The sequence below is a fragment of the Enterobacter sp. 301B genome (assembly GCF_003850715.1).
Classification (GTDB): Bacteria; Pseudomonadota; Gammaproteobacteria; order Enterobacterales; family Enterobacteriaceae; genus Enterobacter; species Enterobacter intestinihominis.
Genome location: NZ_PQTC01000010.1, coordinates 23321 through 37162 on the forward strand (window position 1 = coordinate 23321; position 13842 = coordinate 37162).

Genomic DNA, 13842 nt, shown 5'->3' on the forward strand with positions numbered 1-13842 from the left:
TGTGCTTTAAAAATAATAAAGAACCGACATATACAGATGACTTGAGGTATGCATGAACGTTAATGCGAAACCACTTTCTGAATTAAGCCGGCTCATAAAGTGTCTGGAAGTCGCCGGTACCCCATTTAAAACGGAACCACAACAATTTATAACTACCGGCAATAATGATGATGAACCATTGACATTTGTAATACAATCCGGCCTGACAGTCGTTCACCGTAAATCAGATGAATTACTCGTGGGTATTGCACGGGCACCCTATATTCATGGATTAAGTGCATGGATTAATGACAGCTATCTTGAATATTCCCTGATGGCACAAACACCTTGTTCCGGATTTTATTTGCCAGCCTCTACTGCATGCGAAATTATTCAAGAAGCACAACTTTGGCAAGAAGCATTCTGCTGGCTTTCATGGCTAAATCATTTACTGGGAAAACGTGATATCCAGCTGGTCGGAAATAATTCGTATAGCCAAATTCGGGCGATGCTAATCAATATGGCCGAGTGGGATGACGCGCTACGCTCAAAAATTGGTGTGATGAATCATATTCAGCGTAGCACGCGTATATCACGTTCGGTGGTTGCGGAGGTTCTGGCGGCGCTGCGTCAGGGGAACTACATCAATATGAGCCGGGGCAAACTGATCAGTATCAACCGTTTGCCCACGGACTATTAAGCTCAGTTAGCGGCCGTAAGTACCTGCGCTTTATTGGCGCTCAGCTCGGCTACAAGGTTATTTACGCCATCACTCATATTCACGAAGCGGGTGTTCGGTGACCGGGTGACCACCACAAAAGCGCCCACGTTTGATTGCGGAATCATCGCCATGTAGGTGATGAATCCGCCACCCCCACCGGTTTTTTGAATAATACCCGGGCGACCATCTTTTGGCGCCATATATACCCAGCCCATGCCGAGGGCATCGGCTTTACCGGGAACATCCATACCAATGACGCGACGTAACTGAGCACGCTGGTAGATGAGCGTCTGCATTCGGTCGGCCTGATTACTGCGCGCGTAAAAATCCGATGAGAGGAACTGTTGCATCCAGCGCATCATGTCGCCAGGCGTAGAGTAAACCCCACCGCTGCCAATGGCTGCCAGCGTGTTATTACACGGGCTGGCCCCTTTTTCCGCCACCATCAGACGCTTGCACTGGTCCGGGGAGGGGGTGTAAGTAGTATCTTTCATCCCGAGCGGACGCGTGATTTGCTCTTCAAACAGCTGAGGGTAAGGCTTACCTGATGCCGTTGCTAACGCGTCGGCCAGCAGATCAAACGCCAGGTTAGAATAGCCAGCCTGAGAACCCGGAGCCGATTTCAGCGTTGCGGTGCTCAGGTAATTCCAGCGTTGTTCGCGAGTTGGCCAGACAAAGACAGGGCGATGCGCAGCGCCACCGGGCTGTTCTCGCGGCAGGGCGCTGGTATGGGTCGCCAGGTTCACCAGCCTGATCGGCGTTCCCTGATATGTCGGAACGCGAGCGCCGGGTGGCGCATATTTGCTAAGTGGATCGTCGAGTTTTACCACGCCCTGATCGAGCAATTTCACCAGCATTTCGCTGGTCATCAGCTTGGTTATCGACGCGACACGGATAACGGAATCCAGCTGCGGGCGAACGTTATTTCCCGGTCGTGTTTCACCGAAGCTGCGAAACACCCGCTGGTTACCGTCGATCACGACCAGCGCCATTCCCGTCGCACCACTGCCGTAATAAATAAGGTTCGCATAGCGATCGGCAATGTCAGAGGCCAGAACCGGTGCCGTCAGAGGCTGTGCTGCCTGGGCGGTGGACAGGCTCACCGCACACAGCGCGGCGAAAGAGAGCAGACAACGTTTCAACGAAAAGCATCCATCCAGTGAATAAGGAGAGTTACGGGTAGTTATACTACTAATCGGCGTCGGGCAATCGTCCGATTTGCATAACGATAGCGAGAAAAACGTAACCGTGGGTAAATTTGCACAATTTACTTACGGCCAGACTCCCATTTTGTGACATCGGGCTTATGATAGTCACCAGTTACATTCATTATTGCGGAGAACGGTATGTCTGAAAAGCGTGTGGTTTTGGTGGTTGATATACAGAATGGGGTGTTTAAGACGCCGCGCCATCAGAGTGAGAAATGTGTCTCACTGATCAATCAGCTTACCCAGGCTGCTGAGGCCGTTATTTTCATACAGCATACTGAAGCTGGCGGGCTAGAGGAGGGGAGCGAAGGGTTTGCATTGCTGCCCGATCTCAACCAGCCGGCAGGGGCGTTTTACGTCACGAAGACCGCTTGCGATGCCTTCTATGACACTTCGCTCGAGGCACTGTTGCGCGAACAGGAGATCGATGAATTTATTATCTGCGGCTGCGCGACGGATTATTGTGTCGATGCCACCTTTAAAAACGGTGTCAGCCGGGGCTACCACATCACGGTTGCGGAGGATGCCCACACCACGGCCAATCGTCCAGCGGCCGATGCCCAGGTTCTGATCGCGCACTATAACGATGTCTGGCGTAACTTCATCGCCCCTGCCAACCCGCCTTCGGTGAAACGCACCGAAACAATTCTTGAAAACTGGAAAGCGAACTAATAATTCACCCGCAGGTCTGACTTTTTTGCCTGAGCCGGGAGGCTGGCCCAGGCAAGGTTTCGTGTGGCGATATGTTAAACACAGCAACAGCCATAACAACAAGAAGGAAGCACAATGTTTAAGTCTTTTTTCCCAAAGCCGGGGCCCTTTTTCCTGTCGGCATTTATTTGGGCACTGCTGGCTGTCATTTTCTGGCAGGCCGGTGGCGGCGCGTGGCTGACCCGTCTTACGGGGGCAACGGGCGACATTCCCATTAGCGCTGCGCGCTTCTGGTCCATGAGCTATCTGCTTTTCTACGCCTATTACATGCTCTGCGTGGGGCTTTTTGCCATGTTCTGGTTTATCTATTCGCCTCACCGCTGGCAATACTGGTCGATTCTCGGCACGTCGTTAATCATCTTTGTCACCTGGTTCCTGGTGGAAGTGGGCGTGGCGGTCAACGCCTGGTATGCGCCGTTTTACGATCTGATCCAGACGGCGCTGAGTTCGCCGCATAAAGTGACCATTAACCAGTTCTACCATGAGGTGGGGATCTTCCTCGGCATCGCCCTCATCGCCGTGGTGATCGGCGTGATGAATAACTTTTTCGTCAGTCACTATGTGTTCCGCTGGCGTACCGCGATGAACGAACACTATATGGCGCACTGGCAGCACCTGCGTCATATCGAAGGTGCCGCACAGCGTGTGCAGGAAGACACCATGCGTTTTGCCTCTACACTGGAAGATATGGGCGTGAGCTTTATTAATGCCATCATGACGCTGATCGCCTTCCTGCCGGTGCTGGTGACACTCTCATCCCACGTTCCGGAACTGCCGATTGTCGGCCATCTGCCGTACGGCCTGGTCATTGCCGCGATTGTCTGGTCGCTGATGGGAACGGGACTGCTGGCAGTGGTGGGGATCAAGCTGCCGGGGCTGGAATTTAAAAACCAGCGCGTGGAAGCGGCCTACCGTAAAGAGCTGGTGTATGGTGAAGACGATCCCAACCGTGCGTCACCGCCTACCGTGCGTGAGCTGTTTGGCGCCGTACGTCGTAATTACTTCCGCCTCTATTTCCATTACATGTATTTCAATATCGCGCGCATCCTTTATCTTCAGGTTGATAACGTTTTCGGGTTGTTCCTGCTGTTCCCGTCCATCGTTGCGGGTACGATTACACTCGGTCTGATGACCCAGATCACCAACGTTTTTGGTCAGGTTCGCGGTTCGTTCCAGTACCTGATTAGCTCCTGGACTACGCTGGTGGAGCTGATGTCCATCTACAAACGTTTACGCAGTTTCGAGCGTGAGCTGGACGATAAGGATTTGCAGGAAGTCACCCATACATTAGGTTAAAAAGGAATTGCTATGCCATTTGCCGTACCACGTGCATTACCGCTGACGTTACTCGCCGCCGTCGTGCTGGCGGGCTGTGCCGAGAAAGGGACTACCCCGCTCAAAGAAGGGGAGAAGCCCGTTGATGTGGCGAGCGTGGTGCGGCAAAAAATGCCCGCCAGCGTGAAGGATCGCAGTGAGTGGGCTGATGCGCTGGCAACGACCTTCAAAAGTCAGAAGATCGCGCCTACCGAGGAGAACATCTGCTCGGTGCTGGCGGTGGCGCAGCAGGAATCGATGTATCAGTCAGATCCTGTTGTGCCTGGCCTGAACAAAATCGCCTGGAAGGAGATCGACCGCCGGGCCGAATCGATGCATATCCCGGTTTTCCTGGTACATACCGCCCTTAAAATCACCTCGCCAAACGGGAAAAGCTACAGCGAACGGCTGGATACGGTGAAAACCGAGAGGCAGCTCAGCGCCATTTTCGATGATTTCATCAATATGGTGCCGATGGGGCAGAAGCTGTTTGGCTCGCTGAATCCGGTACATACCGGCGGTCCGATGCAGGTAAGCATCGCATTTGCGGAAAAGCATACCGACGGCTATCCGTGGGAGATCGACGGTACGGTGCGTCAGGAAGTCTTCTCCCTGCGCGGTGGGCTGTGGTTTGGGACGTATCACCTGCTGAATTATCCGGCCAACTACGATAAACCGCTGTATCGTTTTGCCGACTTTAACGCGGGCTGGTATGCCAGCCGAAATGCAGCCTTCCAGAATGCGGTAAGCCGCGCCAGCGGTGTGAAGCTCGCTTTGGATGGCGATCTCATTGCATACGGCAGCAGCGAGGCAGGGTCCACCGAACGGGCAGTGCGAAAAATTTCGACGAAACTGGAGATGAGCAACAGTGACATTCGCCGACAGCTGGAGAAGGGTGACAGCCTGGCGTTTGAGAAAACGGATCTGTATAAGCAGGTTTTCGCGCTTGCAGAGAAGAAAAGTGGAAAGGCACTACCCAGAGCCATTCTGCCAGGCATTCAGCTTGAAAGCCCGAAGATCACGCGTAACCTGACGACCGCATGGTTCGCAAAACGCGTGGACGATCGTCGGGCTCGCTGTATGGGACTGTAATCAGTGGCGGTTGCGCCAGCGCAGCACGAGCGCAATCACGCCCAGAACCATGCTGCCCGCGAGGAAGGGAATGAGCCCGAATACGGTGCTCACGCCTAAACCGATTTCAACGCGCGGGCGGCCGGTATCCTGCACCTGCATCAGATGCTCATACACGCCAGGGGCATGCACCAGCATGTTCAGCAGTTGGGTTCCTGCCCAGAAACAAAACAGAACAAACAGGGCATAGGCAATATTCCCCGCCGTGGAGGTTTTTGGTTGTTTTCCGCCAAAAATCGGTTTCGACAATGTAAAGTCTGCCATAAGACCTCCCGAAAATATCACTCTGTTTTAATACGCGTCGTACAGGGTGAGTGTGACAGGTCATAGCATTTGTCAATATCAGAATCGTGGGAAATTCGGCTCAGGATTTCTCCTGGATTGTCGATTTCTGCATCACGTCACAAATTGATAACATAAGTGAAACTACGCTGCTTTTCAGAATTTACGTATCCGCCACAGACGGCTTTATCAAACTGTGAGAGGATAGTTTTTTTTCTGCCGGAGTTGTCATGAAGCTCACTTCCAAACTACGCCGTGACTGGCATTACTACGCCTTTGCGATCGGGCTGATCTTTATACTCAACGGTGTTGTCGGGCTGCTGGGATTTGAAGCGAAGGGCTGGCAAACCTATGCGGTTGGGCTGGTGACCTGGGTAATCAGTTTCTGGCTGGCGGGATTCATTATCCGCCGTCGTCCCGATGAGACGACGGCAGAGAAAGCCGACTAACCGTCAGTTAACAGAGCTTTTCAGGGCGCTGTCAGCGGCGTGACGCTCCAGCGCCAGTTCAATCAGGCGGGTGATCAGTTCTGGATAGCTTATTCCGCTGGCCTGCCACAATTTCGGGTACATGCTGATATTGGTAAAGCCCGGCAGGGTGTTGATTTCGTTAATCACCACCTCGTTATCCGCCGTCAGAAACACATCGACGCGCGCCATCCCACTGCATCCCAGCGCCTGATAGGCTTCAACGGCGATCGCCCGGATCTTGTCGTTAACGTCAGGATCGAGCGCGGCGGGAACCACAACCTGGGCACCTTTGTCGTCAATATATTTGGTGTCGTAGGAGTAGAAGTCGCTATTCAGCACCACTTCACCACAGGTACTCGCCTGCGGGAAGTCGTTACCCAGTACGGCGCACTCAATTTCGCGCCCGTTAATTCCCTGCTCAACCACCACCTTGTGGTCAAACTCAAAGGCCAGACGAACGGCATCGTTAAACTGTGCTTCGCTGGTGACTTTGCTGACGCCGACGGACGAGCCCTGATTCGCCGGTTTCACGAACAGCGGCAGGCCGAGTTGCGCCTGGATCTGCGCGAAGCTGTGTTTATCACGGTTGGCGCGAGTGAGCGTGACGAACGGTGCAATATTCAGACCGGCGTCGCGCAGCAGACGTTTAGTGACGTCTTTATCCATGCAGGCGGCAGAACCCAGCACATCGGAGCCGACAAACGGCAGGTTCGCCATCCGCAACATGCCTTGCAGGGACCCGTCTTCGCCCAGCGTGCCGTGAACGATAGGGAACACCACGTCAATTTGTGCCAGCGCCTGCGCGTTCCCGGCATCGATAAGCTGTCCCTGTGCCACGCCTGGAACCGTTGCGACGCTGATATCAGAAGGATTAAGGGCGATGCGCGCCGGATCATCAGCGTGTAACAGATACTGGCTGGCATCGTTAACATGCCATTGGCCCTGTTTATCAATGCCCAGCAGCACCACGTCAAAACGGCTTTTATCAATCGCATCAACGATATTTTTAGCCGATTGCAATGACACCTCGTGCTCTGATGATTTTCCCCCAAAGACAATACCTACGCGCTGCTTTGCCATCTCACTCTCTTCCAGTCTGACGAAAAGCCAATAACATACCACGATGCCCGGCGGGTTTCGCGGCCTTCTGCCATAATGTTTGAGGGATGTTGAAGGGGGGCGCGTGAAAGGAAAAGGTCTGCTTATTCTTATTGTTATTGCCGGGATCGCCACGGTGGGCTACCGCTGGTTGCCGCCGCATTACAACCCTTTCGTGCCGCTTACGCTTGACGATCCGCCTGGAAAAATAACCCAGTTAAAACTCCGGCGCTTAACGCCGCAGGCGTGCGCAAACCTGTTAGCGCAGGCGAATCAACGCCAGCTTATCCGTACCCAGGCGGTCGCTGACAGCGCCGGTGAGTGTCCGCTGAGTAACGTGGTGCGCGTGCGCGATTTTGGCCCGGTCAGCCTGAACAGCAGCTTTATTGCCAGTTGCCCGCTGGCGTTAAGCTCGGCGCTGTTTGTCAGCCAGCAGGCCCGGCCGCTCACCAAAACCTGGACCGGAAGCGAGCTTACGCGTATTGAACATCTGGGCAGCTTCGCCTGCCGCAATATCTACAGCCGCCCGGATGCGCGGCGCAGCGAACATGCCACGGCGGATGCGCTGGATATCAGCGCTTTCAGGCTGGCAAACGGACAGCGTGTTACCGTCCTCAACGGCTGGAAAGCGGAAAAGACGCAGCCCTGGCTACAGGCGCTGCTGTCGGCAAGTTGCGGCTATTACGGTAACGGTCTGGGGCCGGACTACAATGCCGCCCATGCCAACCATTTCCATCTGGGAATGCGCGGCTATGGCTTATGTCGATGAAGCATAATCTTCCGCCGAAAATTGGATAGATTGTGACTTATCTCACAAATATGATGACTGGGAAGATAAAACACCAAAGTCTGCAAGGCCGCATCTCTGGCGCTATGTCATTGCGCGTAACTTGCTAATCTGTCGGCGAATTCGCCTAAAAATGAAGACTATTTCTGTTATGGAATCCTGGAAAGTTAACCTCATTTCAGTCTGGTTCGGCTGCTTCTTCACCGGACTGGCTATCAGCCAGATATTGCCCTTCCTGCCGCTTTACGTGTCGCAGCTGGGGGTCACTTCCCATGAAGCGCTCTCTATGTGGTCCGGCCTGACGTTCAGCGTGACGTTTCTGGTGTCCGCCATTGTGTCACCGATGTGGGGCAGCCTTGCGGATCGCAAGGGGCGCAAGTTGATGCTGCTCCGCGCCTCGCTGGGGATGGCGATAGCCATTTTGCTCCAGGCCTTCGCTACCAACGTCTGGCAGCTGTTTATTCTGCGGGCGATAATGGGGCTGACCTCCGGGTACATTCCGAATGCCATGGCGCTGGTGGCCTCACAGGTACCGCGCGAGCGGAGCGGCTGGGCACTCAGCACGCTTTCCACGGCCCAGATTAGCGGTGTAATTGGCGGCCCCCTGCTCGGCGGCTTCCTGGCTGACCATGTTGGGCTGCGCGCGGTCTTTATCATTACCGCCATCCTGCTAACGGTCAGCTTTCTGGTCACCCTTTTTCTGATTAAAGAGGGCGGTCGGCCTGTCGTCAGCAAATCAGAACGCCTGAGCGGAAAGGCGGTTTTCGCCTCGCTACCTTATCCTGGCCTGATGATTAGCCTTTTTGTGACAACGATGGTGATCCAGCTCTGTAACGGCTCGGTGGGACCGATTCTGGCGCTGTTTATCAAGTCGATGGCACCGGACAGCAGCAACATTGCTTTTCTGAGCGGGATGATTGCCGCCGTGCCGGGCGTGTCGGCGCTGATGTCCGCTCCGCGTCTGGGGAAACTGGGCGACAGGATCGGTACGGCACGCATTCTGATGGCAACGCTCATCATTGCGGTGATCCTTTTCTTTGCCATGTCGTTCGTCACAACACCGCTTCAGCTCGGGGTGTTGCGCTTCCTGCTTGGCTTCGCGGATGGTGCTATGCTGCCCGCTGTACAGACGCTGCTGGTGAAATATTCCAGTGACCAGGTAACCGGCCGCATTTTTGGCTACAACCAGTCGTTCATGTATTTAGGCAACGTAGCGGGCCCGCTTATTGGCGCCTCGGTCTCGGCGATGGCGGGTTTCCGCTGGGTATTTGCCGCGACGCCGGTGGTGGTGCTTCTTAATATTATTCAACTGGCCTTTGCCTTGCGCCGTCGCCGGCGAATCGCTGAGGCAAAGTCAGCCCGGCAAACACGATAATATATTATTAATTCTTATGATGGCCGCATTTTTATATAACGAAATGCGGCTTCTGTCTTTTAGAAAAACGTTTCGCTTGCGCTCCGAAATATCTTTTTTGGCAGCAATGTCACTTTTGCATAAGATAAAACCAATCCATGCTTTTCATTATTCAGTGAGGGTGTTAATTTCAGGGGAAATCACATAAGGACATAGCACCATGAAAAATCTCATTGCTGAGTTGTTGGTTAAGCTTGCCCAAAAGGAAGAAGAGTCGAAAGAGCTGGTTGCCCAGGTCGAGGCGCTGGAGATCGTTGTGACGGCGCTGTTGCGACAGATGGCAAAACCAGAGCAGGAGGCGTTGATCGACAACGTTGAAGGCGCGCTGGAAAAAGCTCGCCCTGATTCACAGGTGCCTGCAGAGGACGCGGAGCTGCTTCAGCAATACGTAAAGAAGCTTTTAAGGCATCCTCGCAGTTAACCCGCCAGAGGTGAAATGACGTGTCACAGAATTGTCATGCAGGATGCCTGGCGTCGCTCTGTTTTTATTTTTACCCTGTTACCATAGGGAAATTAAAATGAAGCAGAGCACACTTTTCACCGTATTAAACTCGCTCGTAATTACCTCCTCCGTTCCTGCGAAACCGGTTAATAATAATCGCGCTGCGACGGGACTGAAATAACCCTGAATCACGGTGAAAATCATGGCCGCAGGGTGGTTTTTTTCCCGTAACGAACCAGACTTAACGTGGAACTTCACATAAAGGATGGTGCAATGAAAACAACAATACTGGTTACCCTGCTCTCTGGCCTGTGTCTGATCGCCTCAGCACATGCGGAAGAGAAAACGTTAACGCCCCAGCAGCAGCGCATGACGACCTGTAACCAACAGGCGACCTCGCAAAGTCTGAAAGGGGATGCCCGTAAAACGTATATGAGCGACTGCCTTAAAAATGGTACGACCAAACCGGGTGAAAAAAGCCTGACCCCGCAGCAGCAAAAAATGCGCGAGTGCAATGCCCAGGCGACACAGCAGATGCTGAAAGGCGACGATCGCAGCAAGTTTATGAGCGCGTGCCTGAAAAAACAGGCGTAGTGCTAACGGGTGAGTCACGGCTGTGGCTCACCCAAAATTTCATACTTTCCCCGCTATCCCCCTCTCTATAATTTGGGAAAATGTTTCAGAATATTCCCAAAAATGATGAATGATGAGTTTTATGACAATCACGAGAACATTCGGGAAGCGTGGTATCAGCAGCTTTCTCAGGATGACTCATACCGTTCCGGTCTGCGATTTGCCCGGCGAATACGGCTGGCACGCATCGTTGGTCTGGCGGCACTGTTTGTTCCGCTTGCCAGCGTTCTGGTGAGTCAGCTTCTTTCTGGCGTCTGGTGGTTGCTATTGGTGGGCTGGGTCTTTGTCTGGCCCCATCTGGCCTGGCAGCTGGCTTTTCGTTCGACCTGCCCCCACGGCGGTGAAATCGTTAATCTGAAAATCGATGCCATCATTGCTGGCGTCTGGATGGGATTAATAGGGTTCAATGCGCTGCCAACGGCGGCGCTGATCGTGATGATCGGCATGAACATGATGGGATCGGGGGGATGCCGCTTATTCCTGACAGGACTTGCGCTGCTTGCTCTGTCTGCCCTGCTCACCGTGCAATCCACGGGTACTCCTGTGCTATTGACCTCTGAACCGCTGGCGTTGTGGCTGACGCTCCCCGTGCTGGTGGTCTACCCCATGCTGTTTGCCTGGCTCAGCCACCGCACGGCGATCCGGCTGGCAGAGCATAAGCGTCGGCTTGAGCTGATGAGTACCCGCGACGGAATGACCGGCGTGTTCAATCGCCGTCACTGGGAAACGTTGCTGCGTAACGAATTTGAGGCCTGCCGTCGCAGCCATCGACAGGCGACGATACTGCTCATCGATATCGATCACTTCAAGACGATCAACGACACCTGGGGGCATGACGTGGGGGATGAAGCGATTGTCGCCATCACGCGCCAGCTTCAGCTGACCCTGCGCGCAGGCGATTATATTGGCCGCTTCGGGGGAGATGAATTTGCGGTGATCATGTCCGGCACGCCTGCCGAAAACGCGATTGCGGCGATGGCGCGCGTCCATGAAAGGCTGGTCAACATGCCGCTGCACGGAGCACCTATGGCGAGGTTGTGTATCAGCGTTGGGGTTGCCCCCTGGGGGGCGCAGTTCACGCACTATCGTGAATGGCTAAAGGCCGCGGACGTGGCCCTCTATAAAGCCAAAAATGCCGGACGGGGTCGCACCGAAGTGGCCGCCTGACGCCCGGCGTAACGCATCAGGACTTACTCAGCTTCTCTGATTTTTCCATGCATTTTTCCATCGCCTCGATCACGGCGGAGCGGAACCCGCGCTCTTCCAGCACGCGCACGGCTTCAATGGTTGTGCCACCCGGCGAGCACACCATATCTTTCAGTTCGCCCGGATGTTTACCCGTTTCCAGCACCATTTTGGCCGAGCCCATCACCGCCTGCGCCGCAAATTTGTAGGCCTGCGCGCGCGGCATACCGCCAAGTACGGCGGCATCGGCCATGGCTTCGATAAACATAAAGACATACGCTGGGGCAGAACCGCTCACGCCGACAACCGGGTGGATCATCGGTTCGGCAATCACTTCCGCTTCGCCGAAGCAGCGGAAAATGTTCAATACATCCGCCACCTCTTCAGAAGTAACCAGCGCGTTCGGGGTAACGGAGGTCATACCGGCATTCACCAGCGACGGGGTGTTTGGCATGGCGCGAACAATCTTACGGTCGTGCCCCAGCGCGCGGGCGAGCTGGTCGAGGGTCACGCCTGCGGCAATCGACACCACCAGGCTCTCTTTGTTCAGGCTGGAGGTGATCTCGCTCAGGACTTTAATCATGATATTCGGCTTAACGGCGCCAAAGACAATGTCCGCCACCTGAGCCACTTCCTGCGCGCTTTCGGCGGCGTTGATACCATACTCATCACGCAGCGCCGCGACTTTATCCGGGGATGGGGTATAGACCCAAATCTGCCCCGGCAGCACCTGGCCGCTGGCTATCAGTCCACCGAGAATAGCTTTACCCATGTTTCCGCAGCCGATAAACCCGATTTTCTTATCCATCACGTCTCTCCGTTATTATGCGTTGTTATCTCTCATTGATAGCTTAACAACGAAATGCAGGCGACAATAGTCGCCAGAATCATAATGGGGAGACACTATGGCGATTTGGGTTGATGCGGACGCGTGTCCGAATGTGATTAAAGAGATTTTATTCCGCGCCGCCGAGCGGGTGCAGATGCCGATGACGCTGGTGGCGAACCAGAATATCCGCGTGCCGCCCTCCAGGTTCATTCGTTCTCTGCGCGTGCCGGCCGGGTTCGACGTGGCAGATAACGAGATAGTACGCCTGTGTGACGCAGGAGATCTGGTGATCACGGCGGATATCCCGCTGGCTGCCGACGTGCTGGCGAAGGGGGCCGCGGCGCTTAACCCGCGCGGCGAGCGCTACTCTCCGGCAACGATCCGGGAGAAGCTCACCATGCGTGATTTTATGGATACCCTGCGTTCCAGCGGCGTGCAAACCGGTGGGCCGGACAGCCTGTCGCAGCGCGATCGCCAGCAGTTTGCCGCCGAGCTGGATAAATGGCTGCTGGAAGTGAAGCGCCGCCCGGCGTAGCCCACCTCCGGGCTGTTTTGTGGTACAGTGTGACTTCCACAGGCTTGTCATTCCGTACCGCTTTGCAGTAAAGTTAGCGCAACATCTTCTGCAATCATTTCTTTACAGCCTTCAGTTATCCGGCAGCAAGGGGAACACCTGGTTATGAACCCACCCATCTTTTTAGTTGGCCCTCGCGGCTGTGGGAAAACCACCGTTGGTCTGGAGCTGGCGCGTCTGTGCCAGAGTCAGTTTGTCGATACTGACCACTGGCTCCAGGAGAATGCCGGTAAGACCATCGCCGATATCGTGGAGAATGAGGGGTGGGAGAGCTTTCGTGCGCGCGAAACGGCCACGCTGGAAGCGGTGACCGCGCCGTCGACCGTGATTGCGACCGGTGGAGGCATTATTCTGGCGCCGTATAACCGCCAGTTTATGCGCGAAAAGGGTGTCGTAATCTACCTCTGTGCCCCGGTTTCTACGCTGGTGGGGCGGCTGGAGGCGTTTCCGGAAGAAGGGCAGCGCCCGGCGCTGACCGCGAAACCGCTGAGTGAAGAGGTCAGCGAGGTCCTCGCCGAACGCGATGCACTGTACCGCGAGGCGGCACACCACGTTGTGGATGCGTCGGCGTCACCCGAGAAAGTTGCGATTCAGATTATTACCGCCCTGCGTTTGGCTTGCGCCAGCTGACAGCCGTCTATACTCATAGCTCAGACATAAAAAAAGGATGAGCTATGCCAACCAGACCTCCCTATCCACGTGAAGCCCGCATCGTTACCGTTGAAAAAGGTAATAGCGATCGGACCGTAACCTGGTACCAGCTGCGTGCCGATCACCCTAAACCTGATTCGCTGATCAGCGAACATGAAACCGAACAGGAAGCGCTGGATGCGAAACGGCGCTATGAGGATCCCGAGAAGTCCTGACAATAATCCGAATTCGTTACAACCGTGCCTGAATCACACTTTTAACTTATCGCTGATGTTAAGCAGCAGTTAATATTAGTTATTACAGGTAGATTTGGAAAGGCCAGTCGATCTTTACATTACGGTGTAGAGATCCCCTGCTACGCTTGGTGCTGTTTTGTTGAATAAATGAACAGTGCAGCGTAGTGAGCCTGTACC

At 54.5% G+C, this 13842-nt stretch carries 17 protein-coding genes; 13 read left to right on the forward strand and 4 right to left on the reverse strand.

Features of this window, described 5'->3' with window-relative positions; all coding sequences use genetic code 11:
- Positions 1-52: 52 nt before the first annotated feature.
- Positions 53-679, forward strand: a complete 627-nt coding sequence (locus C3451_RS12725; RefSeq protein WP_023299418.1) for a helix-turn-helix domain-containing protein — start codon at positions 53-55, stop codon at positions 677-679.
- A 2-nt stretch (positions 680-681) separates the two neighbouring features.
- On the opposite strand, the gene ampH is transcribed toward C3451_RS12725, so the two are convergent.
- Positions 682-1842 (reverse strand): D-alanyl-D-alanine-carboxypeptidase/endopeptidase AmpH, encoded by a 1161-nt coding sequence (gene ampH / locus C3451_RS12730; RefSeq protein WP_022647200.1) that lies wholly within the window; start codon positions 1840-1842, stop codon positions 682-684.
- Positions 1843-2046: 204 nt separating this feature from the next.
- Between ampH and C3451_RS12735 the strand changes: the two genes are divergently transcribed.
- From C3451_RS12735 to C3451_RS12745, 3 genes are all read left to right on the forward strand, one after another.
- Positions 2047-2580: an isochorismatase family protein gene (locus C3451_RS12735; protein ID WP_045622055.1), complete on the forward strand. Its 534-nt coding sequence runs from the start codon at positions 2047-2049 to the stop codon at positions 2578-2580.
- Positions 2581-2694: 114 nt separating this feature from the next.
- Positions 2695-3915 (forward strand): peptide antibiotic transporter SbmA, encoded by a 1221-nt coding sequence (sbmA, locus tag C3451_RS12740; protein WP_022647202.1) that lies wholly within the window; start codon positions 2695-2697, stop codon positions 3913-3915.
- A gap of 12 nt (positions 3916-3927) precedes the next feature.
- The gene (locus tag C3451_RS12745; RefSeq protein ID WP_045622053.1) at positions 3928-5025 is read left to right on the forward strand and encodes a DUF1615 domain-containing protein; all 1098 of its coding nucleotides are present in this window, start codon (positions 3928-3930) and stop codon (positions 5023-5025) included.
- Here C3451_RS12745 and C3451_RS12750 read toward each other — a convergent pair whose 3' ends face one another.
- The gene (locus tag C3451_RS12750) at positions 5026-5328 is read right to left on the reverse strand and encodes a DUF2755 family protein (RefSeq protein ID WP_003859159.1); all 303 of its coding nucleotides are present in this window, start codon (positions 5326-5328) and stop codon (positions 5026-5028) included. It abuts the gene before it with no gap.
- Between the two features lie 248 nt (positions 5329-5576).
- On the opposite strand from C3451_RS12750, the gene C3451_RS12755 reads away from it, so the two are divergent.
- On the forward strand, positions 5577-5795 hold the full coding sequence (locus C3451_RS12755) for a DUF2754 domain-containing protein (RefSeq protein WP_022647204.1): 219 nt from the start codon (positions 5577-5579) through the stop codon (positions 5793-5795).
- A gap of 3 nt (positions 5796-5798) precedes the next feature.
- Here the strand turns inward: C3451_RS12755 and ddlA are convergent, their stop codons facing one another.
- Positions 5799-6896 (reverse strand): D-alanine--D-alanine ligase, encoded by a 1098-nt coding sequence (ddlA, locus tag C3451_RS12760; RefSeq protein ID WP_022647205.1) that lies wholly within the window; start codon positions 6894-6896, stop codon positions 5799-5801.
- Positions 6897-6999: 103 nt separating this feature from the next.
- Between ddlA and C3451_RS12765 the strand changes: the two genes are divergently transcribed.
- The 5 genes from C3451_RS12765 (at position 7000) to adrA (ending at position 11357) form a co-directional block, all read left to right on the forward strand.
- Positions 7000-7683, forward strand: a complete 684-nt coding sequence (locus C3451_RS12765; protein WP_045622051.1) for an extensin family protein — start codon at positions 7000-7002, stop codon at positions 7681-7683.
- A 169-nt stretch (positions 7684-7852) separates the two neighbouring features.
- Entirely contained in the window at positions 7853-9076 is a 1224-nt protein-coding gene (locus tag C3451_RS12770; RefSeq protein ID WP_124304322.1) for a multidrug efflux MFS transporter, read from the forward strand.
- A gap of 199 nt (positions 9077-9275) precedes the next feature.
- Positions 9276-9536: an anti-adapter protein IraP gene (iraP, locus tag C3451_RS12775; protein WP_003859148.1), complete on the forward strand. Its 261-nt coding sequence runs from the start codon at positions 9276-9278 to the stop codon at positions 9534-9536.
- 294 nt (positions 9537-9830) lie between these two features.
- A complete protein-coding gene (gene psiF / locus C3451_RS12780; RefSeq protein ID WP_022647208.1) occupies positions 9831-10151 on the forward strand; it encodes a phosphate starvation-inducible protein PsiF in 321 nt (106 codons plus the stop codon).
- Between the two features lie 102 nt (positions 10152-10253).
- The gene (gene adrA, locus C3451_RS12785; RefSeq protein WP_032624773.1) at positions 10254-11357 is read left to right on the forward strand and encodes a diguanylate cyclase AdrA; all 1104 of its coding nucleotides are present in this window, start codon (positions 10254-10256) and stop codon (positions 11355-11357) included.
- A 16-nt stretch (positions 11358-11373) separates the two neighbouring features.
- Here adrA and proC read toward each other — a convergent pair whose 3' ends face one another.
- Positions 11374-12183 carry a pyrroline-5-carboxylate reductase gene (gene proC, locus C3451_RS12790; RefSeq protein ID WP_038415461.1) on the reverse strand — a complete coding sequence of 270 codons (810 nt, stop codon included), beginning with the start codon at positions 12181-12183 and terminating at the stop codon, positions 11374-11376.
- A gap of 97 nt (positions 12184-12280) precedes the next feature.
- On the opposite strand from proC, the gene C3451_RS12795 reads away from it, so the two are divergent.
- The 3 genes from C3451_RS12795 to yaiA all read left to right on the forward strand — a co-directional run bounded on the left by C3451_RS12795 (position 12281) and on the right by yaiA (position 13644).
- Positions 12281-12739 (forward strand): YaiI/YqxD family protein, encoded by a 459-nt coding sequence (locus C3451_RS12795; protein WP_022647211.1) that lies wholly within the window; start codon positions 12281-12283, stop codon positions 12737-12739.
- Between the two features lie 144 nt (positions 12740-12883).
- Positions 12884-13408: a shikimate kinase AroL gene (gene aroL, locus C3451_RS12800; RefSeq protein ID WP_023305564.1), complete on the forward strand. Its 525-nt coding sequence runs from the start codon at positions 12884-12886 to the stop codon at positions 13406-13408.
- A 44-nt stretch (positions 13409-13452) separates the two neighbouring features.
- Positions 13453-13644 carry a protein YaiA gene (yaiA, locus tag C3451_RS12805; RefSeq protein WP_023299429.1) on the forward strand — a complete coding sequence of 64 codons (192 nt, stop codon included), beginning with the start codon at positions 13453-13455 and terminating at the stop codon, positions 13642-13644.
- Positions 13645-13842: the final 198 nt, after the last annotated feature.

Coding starts and splice junctions, on each gene's coding strand:
- ddlA (WP_022647205.1), bottom strand. CDS start 6,896: ATGGCAAAGCAGCGCGTAGGTATTGTCTTTGGGGGAAAATCATCAGAG.
- yaiA (WP_023299429.1), top strand. CDS start 13,453: ATGCCAACCAGACCTCCCTATCCACGTGAAGCCCGCATCGTTACCGTT.
- C3451_RS12755 (WP_022647204.1), top strand. CDS start 5,577: ATGAAGCTCACTTCCAAACTACGCCGTGACTGGCATTACTACGCCTTT.
- C3451_RS12750 (WP_003859159.1), bottom strand. CDS start 5,328: ATGGCAGACTTTACATTGTCGAAACCGATTTTTGGCGGAAAACAACCA.
- adrA (WP_032624773.1), top strand. CDS start 10,254: ATGATGAATGATGAGTTTTATGACAATCACGAGAACATTCGGGAAGCG.
- C3451_RS12770 (WP_124304322.1), top strand. CDS start 7,853: ATGGAATCCTGGAAAGTTAACCTCATTTCAGTCTGGTTCGGCTGCTTC.
- C3451_RS12735 (WP_045622055.1), top strand. CDS start 2,047: ATGTCTGAAAAGCGTGTGGTTTTGGTGGTTGATATACAGAATGGGGTG.
- C3451_RS12745 (WP_045622053.1), top strand. CDS start 3,928: ATGCCATTTGCCGTACCACGTGCATTACCGCTGACGTTACTCGCCGCC.
- C3451_RS12725 (WP_023299418.1), top strand. CDS start 53: ATGAACGTTAATGCGAAACCACTTTCTGAATTAAGCCGGCTCATAAAG.
- aroL (WP_023305564.1), top strand. CDS start 12,884: ATGAACCCACCCATCTTTTTAGTTGGCCCTCGCGGCTGTGGGAAAACC.
- psiF (WP_022647208.1), top strand. CDS start 9,831: ATGAAAACAACAATACTGGTTACCCTGCTCTCTGGCCTGTGTCTGATC.
- proC (WP_038415461.1), bottom strand. CDS start 12,183: ATGGATAAGAAAATCGGGTTTATCGGCTGCGGAAACATGGGTAAAGCT.
- iraP (WP_003859148.1), top strand. CDS start 9,276: ATGAAAAATCTCATTGCTGAGTTGTTGGTTAAGCTTGCCCAAAAGGAA.
- sbmA (WP_022647202.1), top strand. CDS start 2,695: ATGTTTAAGTCTTTTTTCCCAAAGCCGGGGCCCTTTTTCCTGTCGGCA.
- C3451_RS12795 (WP_022647211.1), top strand. CDS start 12,281: ATGGCGATTTGGGTTGATGCGGACGCGTGTCCGAATGTGATTAAAGAG.